Below are 15,447 nucleotides of genomic sequence, written 5' to 3'. Positions count from 1 at the left end.
GGCGGGGGCTGTGCGACCGAGCGGGCCATGCCGCGCACCACCGCCTCGTTGATCCGCTCCGCGAGTTCCGCGCCCTGGTCCAGGCCCTGGTCCTGGAGCAGGGCGGCCAGACCGCCCGCGTACCCCTGGCCGACGGCGCGCACCTTCCAGGCGCCCTGCCTGCGGTAGAGCTCCAGGGCGACCACCGCGGACTCCGAGTCCAGGTCGGTGATGGTGTAACCGGCGATCTCGGTGCCGTCGAGGCCGGTGACGGCGACGGACGGAGCGGCCACGGCGCCGAACCGGGCCGGGCCGCCGACGCCGGCCGGCAGCGCGAGAGCCACGGTGACACGGTGGATGTGCTCGGGCATCGCGTCGAGGTCCACGGCGATCCGGTGGTCGGCCGCCGCCTGTTTGGGCACCTCCACTCCGGCCAGCTGGGGCGAGGCGGGGTGCGCGACCCATTCGGCGCCGCGCACCGTGCCCCGCTCATCGCCGAGTGTCGCCCCGGCCACGATCGGATGGCCCGCCGAGATCCGGATCTCCAAACGGGTCTGGGACAGGGGGTGGTTCTGCCCTCGGACCAGCTCGGCCGTCATGGCTCGTCCCCTCGTTGTGTTCCGTTGTCTGGCGTATGCGTGTGTCTGGCGTGTACGTGCCGAGGACGTATGCGTGCGGAGGGTGCGGTGAGCGCGTCGGCCCGGCGGGCTGTGCTCCACCGGGCCGACGCGCTCACCTTCGCGGTTCGCCTCCGCGGCGTCCGCACCGCTCGGCTGCTCCGCCGCTCGCTGGGCGGCGGCTCACAGATGCGGCAGGATGTGCGGCATCAGGTCCTGGAAGGTGCGGCCGTTGGCCGGCTCGCCGACCGCCTTCATCTGCCAGGCGCCGCCCACCCGCTGGACCGTGGCCATGATCTGGGCGGTGTACTGCCCGCCGCCGGTGAGGGTGTAGCGGGCGAGCTCCTGGCCGTTGGTCTCGTCCACCAGCCGGCAGAAAGCGTTCTGTACCTCGGCGAAGGTCTGGCCGGTGAACGAGTTCACCGTGAAGACGATCTTGTCGATATGGACGGGCACCCGCTGGAGGTCGACCAGGATCGCCTCGTCGTCGCCGCCCTGCCCGGCGCCGCCGACCAGGTTGTCACCGGTGTGGCGGACCGAACCGTCATCGCTGACCAGGTGGCGGAAGAAGACGACATCGGTCGGCTCCTTGTCGGCGAAGAGGACCGCCGACGCGTCGAGGTCGATCTCCCTCGTCCGGGAGCCGAACAGCCCGCGGCGCGGCGCCGCCTGCCAGCCCAGCCCCATCCGTACCGCGGTCAGGGTGCCCCCGTCGGACTTCTGCAGGCTGATGGCCTGTCCCTTGGACATGTTGACCGTCACGCGCTGTCCCTACTCTCGTCTCTCGATTCCCCGTGGCCGCCGCGGGTGCGCGGCCGATGCCGCGCCGTCGCGCACGGCCCTCCCGAAAACCCTATGCACTGCCGCACGGGCTCCGGCCGGACGAGCGGGCTTTTGTGTCGGTCTTGCAACACAGCGCAGGCGCGGGGCGCCCCGAGCGGGCCCGGGGCGCCCTCGCCGTCAGGAGACGCCGGCCTCCCGCATCTGCCGCAGCTCCTTCTTCAACTCCGCGACCTCGTCGCGCAGCCGTGCCGCCACCTCGAACTGGAGCTCCGCCGCCGCGGCCCGCATGCGGTCGGTCATCTCCTCGATCTGCTCGGCGAGTTCGGCCGCGGGCCGATCGGTCAGCACCGGCTCCTTGGCCTTGCCCTTGGCGGCCTTCGCCCCCTTGCCGCCCTTGGCCGCCTTGCCACCGGCCGCCGGCTCGGGGGTCTTGGCGCCCTTGCCGTCCTTCGCCTTGCGGTAGCCGGTGCCGAGCAGCTGCTCCGTGTCGACGTCCTCACGGGCGATCTGGGCCACGATGTCGTTGATCTTCTTGCGCAGCGGCTGCGGGTCGATCTTGTTGGCCTTGTTGAACGCGACCTGCTTCTCGCGGCGGCGGTTGGTCTCCTCGATGGCCTTCGCCATCGCCGGGGTGACCTTGTCGGCGTACATGTGCACCTGGCCCGACACGTTACGAGCGGCACGGCCGATGGTCTGGATCAGCGAGGTGCCCGACCGCAGGAACCCCTCCTTGTCGGCGTCGAGGATGGCGACCAGCGAGACCTCGGGAAGGTCGAGGCCCTCCCGCAGCAGGTTGATCCCCACCAGCACGTCGAACTCACCGGCGCGCAGCTCGCGCAGCAGCTCGACCCGGCGCAGGGTGTCCACGTCGCTGTGCAGATAGCGCACCTGGATGCCCAGCTCGAGCATGTAGTCGGTGAGGTCCTCGGCCATCTTCTTGGTGAGGGTGGTGACCAGGACGCGCTCGTCCTTCTCGGTGCGCGTGCGGATCTCGTGGATGAGGTCGTCGATCTGGCCCTCGGTCGGCTTCACGACGACCTCGGGGTCGACCAGGCCGGTCGGTCGGATGATCTGCTCGACGAAGCCATCGCCCCGGGAGAGCTCGTACGGGCCCGGGGTCGCGGAGAGGTAGACGGTCTGGCCGACGCGCTCCAGGAACTCCTCCCACTTCAGCGGGCGGTTGTCGAGCGCGGAGGGCAGCCGGAAGCCGTGCTCGATCAGGGTCCGCTTGCGGGAGGCGTCGCCCTCGTACATCGCGCCGATCTGCGGCACCGTGACATGCGACTCGTCGATGACCAGGAGGAAGTCCTCCGGGAAGTAGTCGAGCAGGGTGTGCGGCGGGGATCCGGACTCACGGCCGTCGATGTGCAGCGAGTAGTTCTCGATGCCCGAGCAGGTGCCGATCTGCCTCATCATCTCGATGTCGTAGGTGGTGCGCATCCGCAGCCGCTGGGCCTCCAGCAGCTTGCCCTGCTTCTCCAGCCGGGTCAGGGTCTCCGCCAGCTCGGCCTCGATCCCGGCGATGGCCTTCTCCATGCGCTCGGGCCCGGCCACATAGTGGCTGGCCGGGAAGACGTAGAGCTCCTGGTCGTCGCTGAGCACCTCGCCGGTGAGCGGGTGGAGCGTGGAGAGCGCCTCGATCTCGTCACCGAACATCTCGATGCGGACCGCGAGCTCCTCGTAGACCGGGAAGATCTCGACGGTGTCGCCGCGGACCCGGAAGGTGCCCCGGGTGAACGCCATGTCGTTGCGGGCGTACTGGATGTCGACGAAGCGGCGCAGCAGCTCGTCGCGGTCGATCTCCTCGCCGACCTTGAGCGGCACCATGCGGTCCACGTACTCCTGCGGCGTGCCGAGGCCGTAGATGCAGGAGACGGATGCCACCACGACCACGTCACGCCGGGTGAGCAGCGAGTTCGTCGCCGAGTGGCGCAGCCGCTCCACCTCCTCGTTGATCGAGGAGTCCTTCTCGATGTAGGTGTCCGACTGCGGGACGTACGCCTCGGGCTGGTAGTAGTCGTAGTACGAGACGAAGTACTCGACCGCGTTGTTCGGCAGCAGCTCGCGGAACTCGTTGGCCAGCTGGGCGGCCAGCGTCTTGTTCGGAGCCATGACCAGCGTGGGCCGCTGCAGCTTCTCGATCATCCACGCGGTGGTCGCGGACTTGCCGGTGCCGGTCGCGCCGAGCAGGACCACATCCCTCTCCCCCGCGCGGATGCGCCGGTCGAGGTCGGCGATGGCCGTGGGCTGGTCACCGCTGGGCTGATAGGGGCTGACGACCTCGAAGGGCGCCACCTTGCGTTCGAGCTGAGTTACGGGCCGCATGTCACCAACGGTACGACTCGCCACCGACAACGGCCGGGCACTCCCGCGCACCCCCCGCTCCCCGGCCCGCCGGCCCGGGAGCGGGTGATCATGCGCATGATGTCGCCCGTCACGTGAATTTTCCGTCCATCCGACACCTATCCTCCACTGGCGCGCATCTGGGACCCTCTGCCCGTCCATTGCCCGTCCATGGGTTCAGACGAGAGTCAGACGATGCGAGGAGTCCGTATGCAGATCCGCCCGGCCGCCGCGTTAACCGGCGCGCTCATCGGGATGTCCGCGCTCTTCCTCCCCACGGCAGCGGCCCAGGCCGACGGCCATCCGCACCACCACACGGTCACCGTGGCCCATCGCGGGGCCTCCGGGTACGCCCCCGAGAACACCCTGGCCGCCGTCGACGCCGCCGACGACCTGGGCATCGACTGGGTGGAGAACGACGTCCAGCGCACCAAGGACGGCGAGCTGATCGTGATGCACGACACCACGCTGAGCCGGACCACCAACGTGGAGGAGGTCTTCCCCGACCGCGCCCCCTGGAACATCTCCGACTTCACCCTCGACGAGATCGAGAAGCTGGACGCCGGAAGCTGGTTCGGCGCCGACTTCCAGGGCGAGACGGTGCCGACCCTGGAGGAGTACATGGACCGGGTTTCGGACAACCACCAGAAACTCCTGCTGGAGCTCAAGTCGCCCGAGCTGTACCCCGGTATCGAACGGCAGACGCTGCGGGAACTGCGCAGAGAGGGCTGGCTGGACCACCGGCACAAGCGCCGGCTGATCGTGCAGAGCTTCAACGCCGAGGCCATGCGGACGGTCCACCGGCTGCGGCCGGACGTCAAGACCGGCTTCCTCGGCACCCCGGCCGTCGCCGATCTGCCGGAGTACGCCGAGTTCTCCGACCAGATCAACCCCAGCTACAAGACCATCGACGCCGACTACGTGGCCGCGGTGCGAGCCGTGGACGGGGCGCACGGCAAGCCGCTGGAGGTCTACACCTGGACCGTCAACGACGGCCCGTCGGCGGTCTCGGTCGCGGGCATGGGCGTGAACGGCATCATCACCAACAAGCCCGACGTGGTGCGGGACGCCCTCGACGACGCTTCGTGACCAGGGGCCGCGCCACGCGGGACCGCGTCACGCGGGACCGCGCCACCCGGGGCCACGTGACCCACGAGCCGCGTCACCCGGGCAGCGTCACCCGGGCCGCGTGACCCACGGACGGCGCCGTCCAGGGAGCGCGTGCCCCACGGACGGCGTCAGCCACGGACGGCGTCAGCCACGGATGGCGTGACCCACCGGGCCTGGTGACCCACGGACCACGTCACACCGGATCGCGTGACCCATCGAGCTTGGTGACCCACGGGCCGTGAGACCCCCGGACCGCGTCACCCAGGGCCACGTCACCCAGGGCGACGACGTGACCCACGAACGGCGCCGCCCACGGATGACGCGACCCACCGGGCCTGGGGACCCACGGGCCACGAGACCCACGGACGGCGTGACCCACCGAGCCTGGTGACCCACGAAGCACGGTCACCCACGGGCCACGTCACCCAGGGCCGCGCGACCCATGGACCACGTCTCTCAGGGGCCACGGACCACCCACGGACACGCGGAGCACGGACGCGTCACCCAGGGAACACGATCAGCCCTGGGCTTGGCGGCCCAGGGGCCGCGTGGGCCGGAGTGTGCTGGATGGGGCGCCCCGCCGACCGGTCGGCGGGGCGCTGTCGGTGGTGGGTTCTACGCTGAACGCGTGACGATCGCAGAGCGGCAGAAACAGCCGGACCCGCGGGAGCGGTCCGAGCGGCGGGAAGCGCGTGCCTGGGCCTGGGCGGTGTCGGCCACGCCCATCGGCCCGCTGCTGCTCGCGGCCACCGACGAGGGGCTGGTCCAGGTGGTCTTCCACGCGGAGGAGAAGACGGCGGCCGAGGCCGTCGCGAGGCTCACGCGCCGCCTCGGGGCCGAGCCCACGTCCCAGCCGTCCGCGTCCCTGCGGCCCGCGTCCCCGGCCGTCACGGCCCCCGCCTCCGCGGCCCCCTCCGCCGCGGCTGCCCTGCCGGTGGCGCGCTGTACCGAGCAGCTCGGCGAGGCGATCCGGCAGGTGGAGAGCTACTTCGCCGGCGACACCAAGGCGTTCACGCTTCCCCTGGACTGGTCCCTGATCACCGGCTTCAACCGCCGGGTGCTGCGCGAGCTGGCCGCCCACGTCCCCTACGGCACGGTCGTCGGCTATCAGGACCTCGCCGACCGGGTGGGCGAGCCGGGCGCCGCCCGCGCCGTCGGCGTGGCCATGGGGAGCAATCCGCTGCCGGTCGTGGTCCCCTGCCACCGGGTGGTCGAGAGCGGCGGCGGCATCGGCGGCTTCGGCGGCGGGCTGGAGACCAAGCGCACCCTGCTGGCGCTGGAGGGCGTTCTTCCGCGACCGCTCTTCTGAAGCGTTTCCGCGTATCACGCCGCCGGGCCGGAGCGGACACATCTTGTTCCGGAATTCCTCGGCCGTCTTGTGGCACCTCATGCGGCGAGGACCGGAACCTCGACATCGACACCGAGCCGCGGACCAGCCCGGCACCGTTCACGGCCGAGTAGTCGACAAAGAGACCGTCAGCCGATACCCGCTGTCCTCCCCCGCGCACCGCCCGGAGCGTACCCGGCTACCCCTCCGGGCGGTGCCAGGCCGGGTGCCGGGGGTCGTCCGCCCGCACCACCACGTCCGCCGCCTCCGCGGGCCCCACCTCGTCCTCGTAGCGCGCGAAGGCCGGCAGGGTCCACTGGGCGTCCTCCTCGGTGCGGCGGGCGAGAGCGGCCGGGGACAGCCGCAGATGCACCGACAGGTCGAACGGGAACCAGTGCCCCAGCAGCAGCGCGCCGTGCAGCAACAGCACCCCGCCACGCGGAAGTTCGGCATACGGGCTCCGGGTGGCCCGGTCGGTCGCCGGGTCCCACAGGTCGGGCAGCACCCTGCCGGTGCCGCCCGGCCCCGGATCCAGCGGGGTGAACACCTCACGCCACAGGGCGCCGGTGTCCAGCCAGCGGTCGTAGTAGGCGTCAGCGTCCCGCTTGCCGTACTCGTAGCGCAGCGATGCGGGCCGCCAGAACCCCGCCGCCGCGACCGTCAGCACCGGACGCCCCCGGATCCGGAGCGCCTCGGACAGATCCCGCGCCAGCTCGGCGGTGGGCGCCGCCGGAGCCCCGTCGACGGCCACCCTCAGCCAGGGACTGCCGTCCGCCGCCGTCAGCCCGGCGATGCGGTCGGCGGTCGCGTCGGTCAGCCGTTCCCAGGTGATCGCTTCGAGCCGCACGCCCCCATCATGCCGTGGGCTCCCCCGCACGGGCCGAGGGCCCCGGGCTCCGCGGCCCGGGGAGGTACGCTCCGGCCATGGCATCCCAGATAGCGCTGCTCCGCGGCATCAACGTGGGCGGGAACAGCAAGTTCCCCATGGCGCGGCAGCGTGAGCTGATGGCCGAGCTGGGCTTCCGACACGTCACCGTCCACCTCCAGACCGGCAACATCGTCTTCGCCGACCCCGGCACCCCGCCCGAGCAGACGGCGCGTACGCTCGAGCACCGCTTCGCCGCCGACCTCGGCTTCCCCGTGCCCGTCATGGTCCGTACGCGCGAGGAACTGGCCGCGACGGTCGAGGCCAATCCCTTTCCCGACGCCACGGCCGAGCCGAAGACCCTGCACGTGGTCTTCCTGGCGGATGTGCCCCAGGACACGTCCGCGCTGGACGCGCTGGATCCGGCCGCCTACGCCCCGGACGAGTTCCGCCTCATCGGCCGCGAGATCTTCCTGCGCTGCCCGGACGGGGTCGGCCGCTCCAAGCTCGCGGCGAAGGTCAGCAACGCCCGGCTCGGCGTAGCGGCCACCGCCCGTAACTGGAACACGGTCACCAGGCTGCTGGCGCTGGCCGACGCCTGAGACGTCTCCTCGGCGTGGAGGGGGAGGGGGTTGCGTGAGCGTATCTCGACGTGAGGCGCGTCCCTCAGCGCGCACCTCGACGTAAACGCACGTCCATCGGCGCTCCGAGGCGTGAAGCGCGTTCTGTCAGCCCTCCTCGGCGTGAAGCGCGTTCCACCAGCGCATCTCGTGCGTAAAGCGCGTCCGCGCGTCTGCCAGCACCCCGAGCACGCTCCCCCGGCGCCACGCGCATCCCTCAGCCCGCCTCGTCGTAACGCGCGCCCCACAGCGCTGCCCGACGTGAAGCGCATTCCGTCAGCGCTCCCCGACACAACACGCCCCCATCGCCCCGAGCGCGCTCCCCGGCGCCACGCGCGCCCCTCAGCACGCCTCGCCGTAACGCGCGCCCCACAGCACTCCCCAGCGCGAGGCGCGCCCCAAGCACTCCCCAACGTGAAGCGCGTTCCGTCAGCACTCCCCGGCGTAACGCGCGTCCATCAGCGCCCCAGGCGGGTGTCCCCGGCGTCAGGCGGGTGCCTCAGTTCCAGCCGTACCGCCGCCGCAGCCGCATCACGACCAGGTCGAAGCGCGGGCGGTCGAGGGCGCACGCCTCGCGCCGCATCCCGTCCGGATGCACGCGCAGCACCCGGTCCAGATCGACCCATGAGTCGCGCCCGGCCCGGTCCCACGGCCCGGAGCCGATCGGCACCCACTCGCGGTCGTCGTCATGCCGCTTGCTCGACAGCTGCACGGCGAGCAGCGTCCCGCCCCGCTCCCGCGCGACCACCAGCACCGGCCGGTCCTTGCCACGGCCGTCGTTCTCCTCGAAGGGCACCCAGGTCCAGACGATCTCCCCGGGGTCGGGGTCCCCGTCCGGATCGGGTGCGTACTCCGTCCGCACCCGCCCGACCTGGCGCGGATGAGCCTCGACGGTGGCGGCCGGGCCGGTGCTTCCGGGAAGCGCCGCGCCGTCCTCCGTCCCCTGCGTTCCGTTGAATGGCCTGATCACCCGCGACACGTTAACCCGTCCGCGAAGGTCGGTGACATGGCGGCCCCTTCGGCGTGGAAGGTGCATGTACGTGGCTGATGTTCTTGACCCACTGGCGGAGCTCGTCAAACGGCGCCACGATCCGGTCGTCGTCCAGACCGTGCGTTCCACGGCGGCCGCGGCCATCGCCTACGTCGTCGCCCTCAAACTCAGCAAGGAGCCGGCCCCGCTCACCGCCCCGCTCACCGCCCTCCTCGTCGTCCAGGTCACCCTTTACGCGACCCTCACCAGGAGCCTCCAAAGGGTCCAGGCGGTGGTCGTGGGTGTCCTGATCGCCATCGGCTTCAGCCTGCTGGTGGGGTTGACCTGGTGGAGTCTGGCCCTGATCATCCTCGCCGCGCAGACTGCCGGTTACCTGACCCGGGTGGGCGACTGGGTCCAGGAGGTGGCGATCAGCGCCATGCTGGTCCTCGGCGTGACGCAGGTGACCACATACGCCTGGGACCGGGTGCTGGAGACCCTCATCGGGGCCGGTGTGGGAATGGCCTTCAACTTCTTCCTCGCCCCTCCGGTGTGGGTCGAGACGGCCGGCCAGTCCATCGAGGACCTGGCCCGCCGGATGCGTCAGCTGATGCTGCACATCGCCGAGGAGCTCGGCAGCCAAGTCGCCGTCGACCGCGCCGCCGCCCGCCTCCACGAGGCCCGCCGCCTCGACCACGACATCGCCCAGGTCGACGCCGCGCTCCGGCAGGCGGAGGACAGCGTGCGGCTCAACCCCCGCGTCAAGGAGGGGCTCCTCTACCGCGTGGTGCTCCGCACCGGGCTGGACACGCTGGAGATCTGCACCGTCATCCTGCGCGTCATGACCCGCAGCCTGACCGACCTCGCCAAGAAGCGGACAGAAGAGCCCCTCTTCCCGCCGGAGGTGGCGGAGGCCCTGACGGGCCTCTTCACCCACCTGGCCGCCGCCGTCGAGAGCTTCGCCGTGCTGGTCACCACCCAGGTCACCGCCAACGCCGAAGAAGCCGAATCCCGCCTCGCCAGCGAGCTCGTCAAGGCCCACGCCAGCCGCGACCGCGCCGCCGATCTTTTGCTGTACCGCGTTCAGGAGCACCCCCGCCAGTGGCAGCTCCACGGTGCCCTGCTCGCGGAGATCGACCGCATCCTCGACGAACTCGACATGGAGCAGCGCTCCATGCGCCTCATGGAAGAACTCGACCGCAGCACCCGCGAGAAGCGCGAGCGCTTCCGCACCCTCCACAGGATCCAGCGCTGGGTCCGGGGCGACCCCACGGACGGCTCCACGATGACCTGAGCGGAATGACCCGAGCAGGAAAACCCGAGCGGGGTGACCCGAGTGGGATGACCCCGAGCGGGGTGGCGGCGTGGGACGGCGAGTGGAACGGCGAGTGGGACAACCGAGCCGGGACGGCCCCAGCCGGGACGGCCCCAGCGGACCGCCCGGGCGGCTGCCGGTGACCGGCCGCCGCCGGCGCGGTCAGGTGAGGGGGTAGCGGTCGCGGGGGAAGACGACGTCGTCGTAGGGCTCATACAGCTCCACGGAGCGGTGGAACTCGAAGGCGAAGTCGTCGGCGAGTTCGGCGATCGTGCCACGGCCCTCGATCCGGGACAGCCAGGACGGGGGCAGGCGGAGGTCACCGTGGTGGGCGCCGAGGAGGTTGCCGCAGATGGCGCCCGTCGAGTCGCTGTCGCCCGAGTGGTTGACGGAGAGCAGGAGGGCCGCCTGGACGGGGGTGCGCGGGGGCGTCGGCTCGTAGCTGATCTCGCCGCCTGGACCGTAGAGGATCTGCTGGGCGGGGGTGCGGGCCAGCGCGCTGTAGACCGCGATGGCCAGCGCCTCCTCGGCGACCCAGCCGGCGCCGAGCGATTCGGTCTTCTCGGGGGTCGGTTCGCCCTCGGCCGCCAGGTCGACCGCCTTGCGGAGGGCGGCGGTGGTCTCCTCGTGGCCGGGGTAGCGGGCGAGGAGTTCCAGGGCGCGCAGGGTCGCGCCTTCGAGGGACTCGCCCTCGAGCAGACACGCGATCATGGCGGCCAGCGCCCCGGCCGCGTAGTAGCCGGTCGGATGGCCGTGGGTGATCTGGGCGCAGCGGGCGGCGAGTTCGAAGCAGTCGCGGGGGTCGTCCCCGGTAAGGCCGAACGGCGCCGAGCGCATCGCGGTGCCGCAGCCCTTGGAGCCGGAGTTCACCGGGCCCGGGGTGCCGTCGAGGGGCGCCCGCGGGGCGGGGACGTGCTCGGTGGCGAGGCCGGAGAGGCAGGCGTTGCCGGGGGCGCGGCGCGCGTACAGCCAGGGCTGGGTGCGCAGCCAGCCAGAGCGGACCAGGTCCCCGGTGCCCTCGGCGGGCGGCGGCCCGGGGTGGTTCTGGGTGTCCAGCCAGCGCAGATAGGCATGGCGGACGACGGCGGTCTCGGCTCCGCCGTGGCCCTTGGACGAGGACCGGGCATGGGCCCGTATCAGGCCCTCCGCCGTGAAGAGGGTCATCTGGGTGTCATCGGTGACCCGGCCCACGACGCCGCTGCCGTCCGGGACGAGGGTGGTGACGCCGGAGCCGCCGTGGGCCTCACGGATCGCCCGCAGGGAGAGGAACTCGACCGGGTTGCCGAGGGCGTCGCCGATCGCCCCGCCCAGCAGGCAGCCGCGGATACGGGCCCGCTTGGCGGCCGATTCGTCCCATGACTGGCGGATCACTGGCAGCTCCTCATCGTCCTCGTCCCACGCCGTCCCGGCCGGATGCCCGCTCCATGATCTCAGGTATCGGGAGGCGTCCCCCGGCGGTAGATTCGAAAGGGAAGAAAGCGGAAGGAAACCGACGAAACCGGTATCAAACGGGAGATGCGGTGCCATGCCGATGCGACTGATCCGCACGGGTGATGAACCCCTCCACGCGCGCAGCCCGCTGCGGATGCGGCTGGGACTGGCCGTATGGGGGCTGCTCTGGACGCTCGGCGGCGCGGTGGCCTTCGCGGTCGCGGGGCGGCCGGGATGGGCGGCCGCGTGTGCGGCGCTCGCCCTCGTCACACTGGTCGACGTGGTCCTGGTCATCCGGCACATCCGGCAGGGCCCCCACTATCAGCCCGGCCCGGAGGTGCCGCCGTACTCACCGGTCACCGAACGCGGACGGAGCCACGAGCGGCGCTGAACGGCTTCGGCCCGACGGCCGCCGGACCCCGGCCCCAAACGTCTTCTCGTCCGGTGACGGGATATCGACGGCCGGGAGCGCCGCGTTCCGGGAGATACTGCCGAGTACCAGCCGCGTACCTGCCGCGACAGGGGGGCCGTCATGGGGGTGCTGGCGATCGGCATCGCGCTCTGTGCGCTCGGGCTGATGCTCTCCGGGACCGGAGAGCCGTACGGGCGGCGGGAGGCGGAGCGGCAGCGGGAGGCCCACCCGTACGACCTCGCCCGGCAGCGCGGAGTGGCACTCGGGCTCGGCGGCGTGGTGCTGATGGGTGCGGTGGTCCTCGGTGGCTTCGCCCTCTGGCGATGACCGGGAGCCGGCACCGGCGGATACGGCGGAATCCGGGCCGGCCGCACCGCGCCCCCGCCCGCGCTCCGGCCCGCACCCCGGCTATCCGCCCGTTCCGCCCTTCTCGCCGAACCGGGCCGCCGCCACGAAGTCCGGACGAGGGTCGAGCGCCGCCGCCAGCCGGAAGTGCCGGGTGGCCTCGGCCGGGCGGTTGGCCCGCTCCAGCGTGCGGGCCAGGGCGAAGTGGGCGAAGGCGTTGTCCGGCTCGCGCTCCAGGACAAGCTGGAACTCCAGCTCCGCCGAGCGCAGCTGCGCCGCGCCGAAGAAGGCACGCGCCCGCAGCAGCCGGGCCGCCGTGTTCTCGGGGTGAGCGCTGATGACCGAGTCGAGCAGCTTCACGGCGCCCCGTGGATCGCGGGCGGCCAGCAGCTGCTCAGCGGCGCGGTAGTCGATGACGTGGGTCTCGGGCGTGGGCTCGGGCACAGCCGTTTCCTTCCCCGGATGCTTGCTCGGTGGTGGGGGGATGGGATGGAACCGTCACGGGTGATCGTTGGTTGTACGGGGAGCACAACAAGCGCCCCGCACAGCGCATTCCCCACCACGACGCCCCTCACGCCCCGCGCCGCGCCCCGGCCCAACGCTTCCGCGCCGACCTACCGCCCCGGCGAGACCACCCGCGCCGCCAACCCACCAGACCGGCCGCGCCGACCGTCACGCCCCGCCCAGACTGTCCGCGCCCACCGCCACACCCCGGCCCAACCCCTCCCGGCGCCGACCACCCGCACCGCCAACCCACCAGACCGCCCACGCCAACCGTCACGCCCCGCCCAGACTGTCCGCGCCCACCGCCACACCCCGGCCCAACCCCTCCGGGGGCCGACCGCCGTGCCCCCCGCTCAGCCCTCCGCGTCGGCCGCCCGCTTCACCAGGTCCGCCCAGACCTTCCGGACCTGAGGCTCCAGCGTCTCGATCGGGCCATTGTTGTCGATCACGATGTCGGCGACCGCCAGCCGGTCCGCGCGGGTGGCCTGTGCCGCCATCCGGGCCCGCGCCTCGTCCTCGGTCATGCCGCGCAGCCGTACCAGCCGGTCGAGCTGGGTTTCGGGGGTGGCGTCCACGACCATGACCAGGTCGTAGAGCGGAGCCAGCCGGTTCTCGGCCAGGAGTGGGACGTCATGGACGACGACGGCGTCCGGGGCCGCCGCCGCCTGGAGCTCGGCGGAGCGGTCCCGGACCAGGGGGTGGATGATCGCGTTCAGCGCGCTCAGCCGCTCCGGGTCGTTGAACACGATCCCGCCCAGTCGGGGCCGGTCCAGACGGCCGTCGGCGGTCAGCACCTCGGGGCCGAACTCGGTGACGACGGCGGCCAGTCCGGGCGTGCCCGGCTCCACCACCTCACGAGCGATCCGATCGGAGTCGATCAGCACCGCCCCGTACGAGGTCAGGATCCGTGAGACCTCGCTCTTACCCGCGCCGATTCCGCCCGTGAGCCCCAGCTTCAGCATGGGGCCCACGCTATACGGCACGGCGGCGGAGTCATCGCTCGCGGGGTCATCGCTTGCGGGGCCATCGGCTCGCGGAGTCATCGCTCGCGGGGCCATCGGCTCGCGGGGCCATCGCTCAGGCCCCGCCCTCGCCCTCCCGCTCGGCCAGGAACCGCTCGAACTCGGCCCCCAGTTCTTCCGCCGAGGGCAGCTCGGTCGGCTCCGCGACCAGATTGCCGCGGCTCTCGGCCCCGGCCACCGCGTCGTACTGGTGCTCCAGGCCCCGTACGAGCGCGACCAGCTCCTCGTCCCCTTCCGAGATCTGCCGCTCGATCTCCTCCTGCGTCTTGAGGGCGTCGTTGCGCAGGGCGTGTGTCGGCCCCGGCAGGACCAGACCGGTGGCCGCGGTGATGGCCTCCAGCGCGGTGAGCGCCGCGTCCGGATAGGCCGACCGGGCCAGGTAGTGCGGTACGTGCGCGGCGACGCCGAGCACGTCGTGGCCCGCCTCGGCGAGCCGGTACTCGATCAGGGCCTCGGCGCTGCCGGGCACTTGGGCCTCGTCGAAGTAGCCGCGGTGCCCCGGTGTCAGATCGGTACGGTTGCCGTGCGGGGTGATGCCGACCGGGCGGGTGTGCGGAACGCCCATCGGGATGCCGTGGAAGTTCACCGCGAGCCGCACGCCCAGCCGCTCGACCAGTTGGCGCACGGCCGCCGCGAACCGCTCCCACTCCACATCCGGCTCCGGTCCGGCGAGCAGCAGGAACGGGGCCGCGGTCGCATCGCGCACCAGATGCAGTTCGATCTTCGGGGTCTCGTACGCGGTCCAGCGGTCGCGCTGGAAGGTGAGCAGGGGGCGACGGGCCCGGTAGTCGACCAGCCGGTCATGGTCGAAGCGCGCGACGACCTTGCGTGGCAGGCCGTCGAGCAGCCGCTCGACGATCTGGTCCCCGGCCTCGCCGGCGTCGATATAGCCGTCGAAGTGGTACAGCAGCACCAGCCCGGCCGAGTCCCGCGAAGCTATCGCGTCGACCTCCGCCAGTCCGCTCGGTTCCCATGCGTACAACTCCTGCGGATCATGCACTGTGACCGCTCCTCCTCGTGTTCGCACCGAAGAACACCGAACGGGGGCGGGGTCATTCCCCGAACGGGAGGTCCGATCACCCGGCGGCGGTGAACCGCGCCTCGCCGGACGCCCATTCGGGCGGTACGGGAGCGGCCCGATCCAGACGTCGGCGCAACGTCGGCGCACGTCGCGGGGTTGACGCGCATATGCGGCACGCCTATCTTCGCGAGCCGTCAGCGGTTCACCATGTCATCCGGCGTTCACTGGCCAGAACCGATCCCCGTCCCCCTCCCCTGACTCCTCTGACTCCCTGACTCCTCTGACTCTCCTCCGGCTCCTCCGGCTCCTCTGGCCACGGCACAGGAAGGCAGCCCGTATGCACTCCCCCGGCCGCACCCCCACCCGATTACGCGCCCTCGCCGCCGCCTTCGCCGCCGGACTGCTCGGCGCCGGCGGGCTGATCGCGGCGGGCACCACCGCACGGGAGGCCCCCGCCGCCACCTCGATCGCCGTATCCGACGCGGAGGGGCTCAGGGAGGCCCTCGCCGCGGCCCGGCCCGGCGATACGATCCGGCTCGCCGACGGCAGGTACCACGGCGGCTTCGAGATCACCGTTTCCGGCACCCCGGGCTCGCGGATCACCCTCACCGGCTCGCCGAAGGCGGTCCTCATCGCGAGCGGCCGCTGCGGACTGCGTCTGAACGGCGCCTCGTACTGGACCGTCAGCGGGATCACCGTCCGCGGTGGCCGGGAGGGCATCCGGATCGACGGCGCCCGGAGCGTGAGGGTGGACTCCGTTTCGGTCAGCGTGCGGCGAGGCGG

General features: G+C 72.0%; 16 protein-coding genes. 7 read left to right on the top strand and 9 right to left on the bottom strand.

What is annotated here, in order from left to right:
* The 3 genes from AXW62_RS18560 to uvrB all read right to left on the bottom strand — a co-directional run.
* Positions 1-578, bottom strand: a 578-nt coding sequence (locus tag AXW62_RS18560; RefSeq protein ID WP_169808148.1) for a TerD family protein, incomplete at its 3' end; no start/stop codon positions are given.
* Between the two features lie 201 nt (positions 579-779).
* Positions 780-1,358, bottom strand: a complete 579-nt coding sequence (locus tag AXW62_RS18555; protein ID WP_030840904.1) for a TerD family protein — start codon at positions 1,356-1,358, stop codon at positions 780-782.
* Positions 1,359-1,556: 198 nt separating this feature from the next.
* Positions 1,557-3,704, bottom strand: a complete 2,148-nt coding sequence (gene uvrB / locus AXW62_RS18550; RefSeq protein WP_060945508.1) for an excinuclease ABC subunit UvrB — start codon at positions 3,702-3,704, stop codon at positions 1,557-1,559.
* Between the two features lie 228 nt (positions 3,705-3,932).
* On the opposite strand from uvrB, the gene AXW62_RS18545 reads away from it, so the two are divergent.
* Positions 3,933-4,811, top strand: a complete 879-nt coding sequence (locus tag AXW62_RS18545; protein WP_030840898.1) for a glycerophosphodiester phosphodiesterase — start codon at positions 3,933-3,935, stop codon at positions 4,809-4,811.
* A gap of 649 nt (positions 4,812-5,460) precedes the next feature.
* Entirely contained in the window at positions 5,461-6,141 is a 681-nt protein-coding gene (locus tag AXW62_RS18540) for a methylated-DNA--[protein]-cysteine S-methyltransferase (RefSeq protein ID WP_079115681.1), read from the top strand.
* 217 nt (positions 6,142-6,358) lie between these two features.
* Here AXW62_RS18540 and AXW62_RS18535 read toward each other — a convergent pair whose 3' ends face one another.
* Positions 6,359-7,006 carry a nucleoside/nucleotide kinase family protein gene (locus AXW62_RS18535; protein ID WP_060945507.1) on the bottom strand — a complete coding sequence of 216 codons (648 nt, stop codon included), beginning with the start codon at positions 7,004-7,006 and terminating at the stop codon, positions 6,359-6,361.
* Between the two features lie 77 nt (positions 7,007-7,083).
* On the opposite strand from AXW62_RS18535, the gene AXW62_RS18530 reads away from it, so the two are divergent.
* On the top strand, positions 7,084-7,626 hold the full coding sequence (locus tag AXW62_RS18530; RefSeq protein ID WP_060945506.1) for a DUF1697 domain-containing protein: 543 nt from the start codon (positions 7,084-7,086) through the stop codon (positions 7,624-7,626).
* Between the two features lie 517 nt (positions 7,627-8,143).
* Here the strand turns inward: AXW62_RS18530 and AXW62_RS18525 are convergent.
* The gene (locus AXW62_RS18525) at positions 8,144-8,614 is read right to left on the bottom strand and encodes a type II toxin-antitoxin system PemK/MazF family toxin (protein ID WP_030840886.1); all 471 of its coding nucleotides are present in this window, start codon (positions 8,612-8,614) and stop codon (positions 8,144-8,146) included.
* Positions 8,615-8,684: 70 nt separating this feature from the next.
* On the opposite strand from AXW62_RS18525, the gene AXW62_RS18520 reads away from it, so the two are divergent.
* Positions 8,685-9,908, top strand: coding sequence for an FUSC family protein (locus AXW62_RS18520; protein ID WP_079105629.1), 1,224 nt, complete (start codon positions 8,685-8,687; stop codon positions 9,906-9,908).
* A 183-nt stretch (positions 9,909-10,091) separates the two neighbouring features.
* Here the strand turns inward: AXW62_RS18520 and AXW62_RS18515 are convergent, their stop codons facing one another.
* Positions 10,092-11,300: an ADP-ribosylglycohydrolase family protein gene (locus AXW62_RS18515; RefSeq protein WP_079115680.1), complete on the bottom strand. Its 1,209-nt coding sequence runs from the start codon at positions 11,298-11,300 to the stop codon at positions 10,092-10,094.
* A 154-nt stretch (positions 11,301-11,454) separates the two neighbouring features.
* On the opposite strand from AXW62_RS18515, the gene AXW62_RS18510 reads away from it, so the two are divergent.
* A complete protein-coding gene (locus AXW62_RS18510) occupies positions 11,455-11,751 on the top strand; it encodes a DUF6343 family protein (protein ID WP_079105626.1) in 297 nt (98 codons plus the stop codon).
* 141 nt (positions 11,752-11,892) lie between these two features.
* A complete protein-coding gene (locus AXW62_RS18505; protein ID WP_060945504.1) occupies positions 11,893-12,099 on the top strand; it encodes a hypothetical protein in 207 nt (68 codons plus the stop codon).
* Positions 12,100-12,180: 81 nt separating this feature from the next.
* Here the strand turns inward: AXW62_RS18505 and AXW62_RS18500 are convergent, their stop codons facing one another.
* From AXW62_RS18500 to AXW62_RS18490, 3 genes are all read right to left on the bottom strand, one after another.
* Positions 12,181-12,561, bottom strand: coding sequence for a tetratricopeptide repeat protein (locus tag AXW62_RS18500; protein WP_060945503.1), 381 nt, complete (start codon positions 12,559-12,561; stop codon positions 12,181-12,183).
* Between the two features lie 413 nt (positions 12,562-12,974).
* On the bottom strand, positions 12,975-13,583 hold the full coding sequence (gene coaE, locus AXW62_RS18495; protein ID WP_060945502.1) for a dephospho-CoA kinase: 609 nt from the start codon (positions 13,581-13,583) through the stop codon (positions 12,975-12,977).
* 115 nt (positions 13,584-13,698) lie between these two features.
* Positions 13,699-14,643: a PAC2 family protein gene (locus AXW62_RS18490; RefSeq protein WP_060945501.1), complete on the bottom strand. Its 945-nt coding sequence runs from the start codon at positions 14,641-14,643 to the stop codon at positions 13,699-13,701.
* A 358-nt stretch (positions 14,644-15,001) separates the two neighbouring features.
* Between AXW62_RS18490 and AXW62_RS18485 the strand changes: the two genes are divergently transcribed.
* On the top strand, positions 15,002-15,447 hold a 446-nt coding region (locus AXW62_RS18485; RefSeq protein WP_060945500.1), incomplete at its 3' end, for a right-handed parallel beta-helix repeat-containing protein.

The organism is Streptomyces hygroscopicus subsp. hygroscopicus, from assembly GCF_001553455.1.
GTDB lineage: Bacteria > Actinomycetota > Actinomycetes > Streptomycetales > Streptomycetaceae > Streptomyces > Streptomyces hygroscopicus.
The sequence above is the reverse complement of the archived record's forward strand: the minus strand, read 5'-3'. Positions and strand labels throughout refer to the sequence as shown.

Coding starts and splice junctions, on each gene's coding strand:
- uvrB (WP_060945508.1), bottom strand. CDS start 3,704: ATGCGGCCCGTAACTCAGCTCGAACGCAAGGTGGCGCCCTTCGAGGTC.
- AXW62_RS18545 (WP_030840898.1), top strand. CDS start 3,933: ATGCAGATCCGCCCGGCCGCCGCGTTAACCGGCGCGCTCATCGGGATG.
- AXW62_RS18530 (WP_060945506.1), top strand. CDS start 7,084: ATGGCATCCCAGATAGCGCTGCTCCGCGGCATCAACGTGGGCGGGAAC.
- AXW62_RS18510 (WP_079105626.1), top strand. CDS start 11,455: ATGCCGATGCGACTGATCCGCACGGGTGATGAACCCCTCCACGCGCGC.
- AXW62_RS18505 (WP_060945504.1), top strand. CDS start 11,893: ATGGGGGTGCTGGCGATCGGCATCGCGCTCTGTGCGCTCGGGCTGATG.
- coaE (WP_060945502.1), bottom strand. CDS start 13,583: ATGCTGAAGCTGGGGCTCACGGGCGGAATCGGCGCGGGTAAGAGCGAG.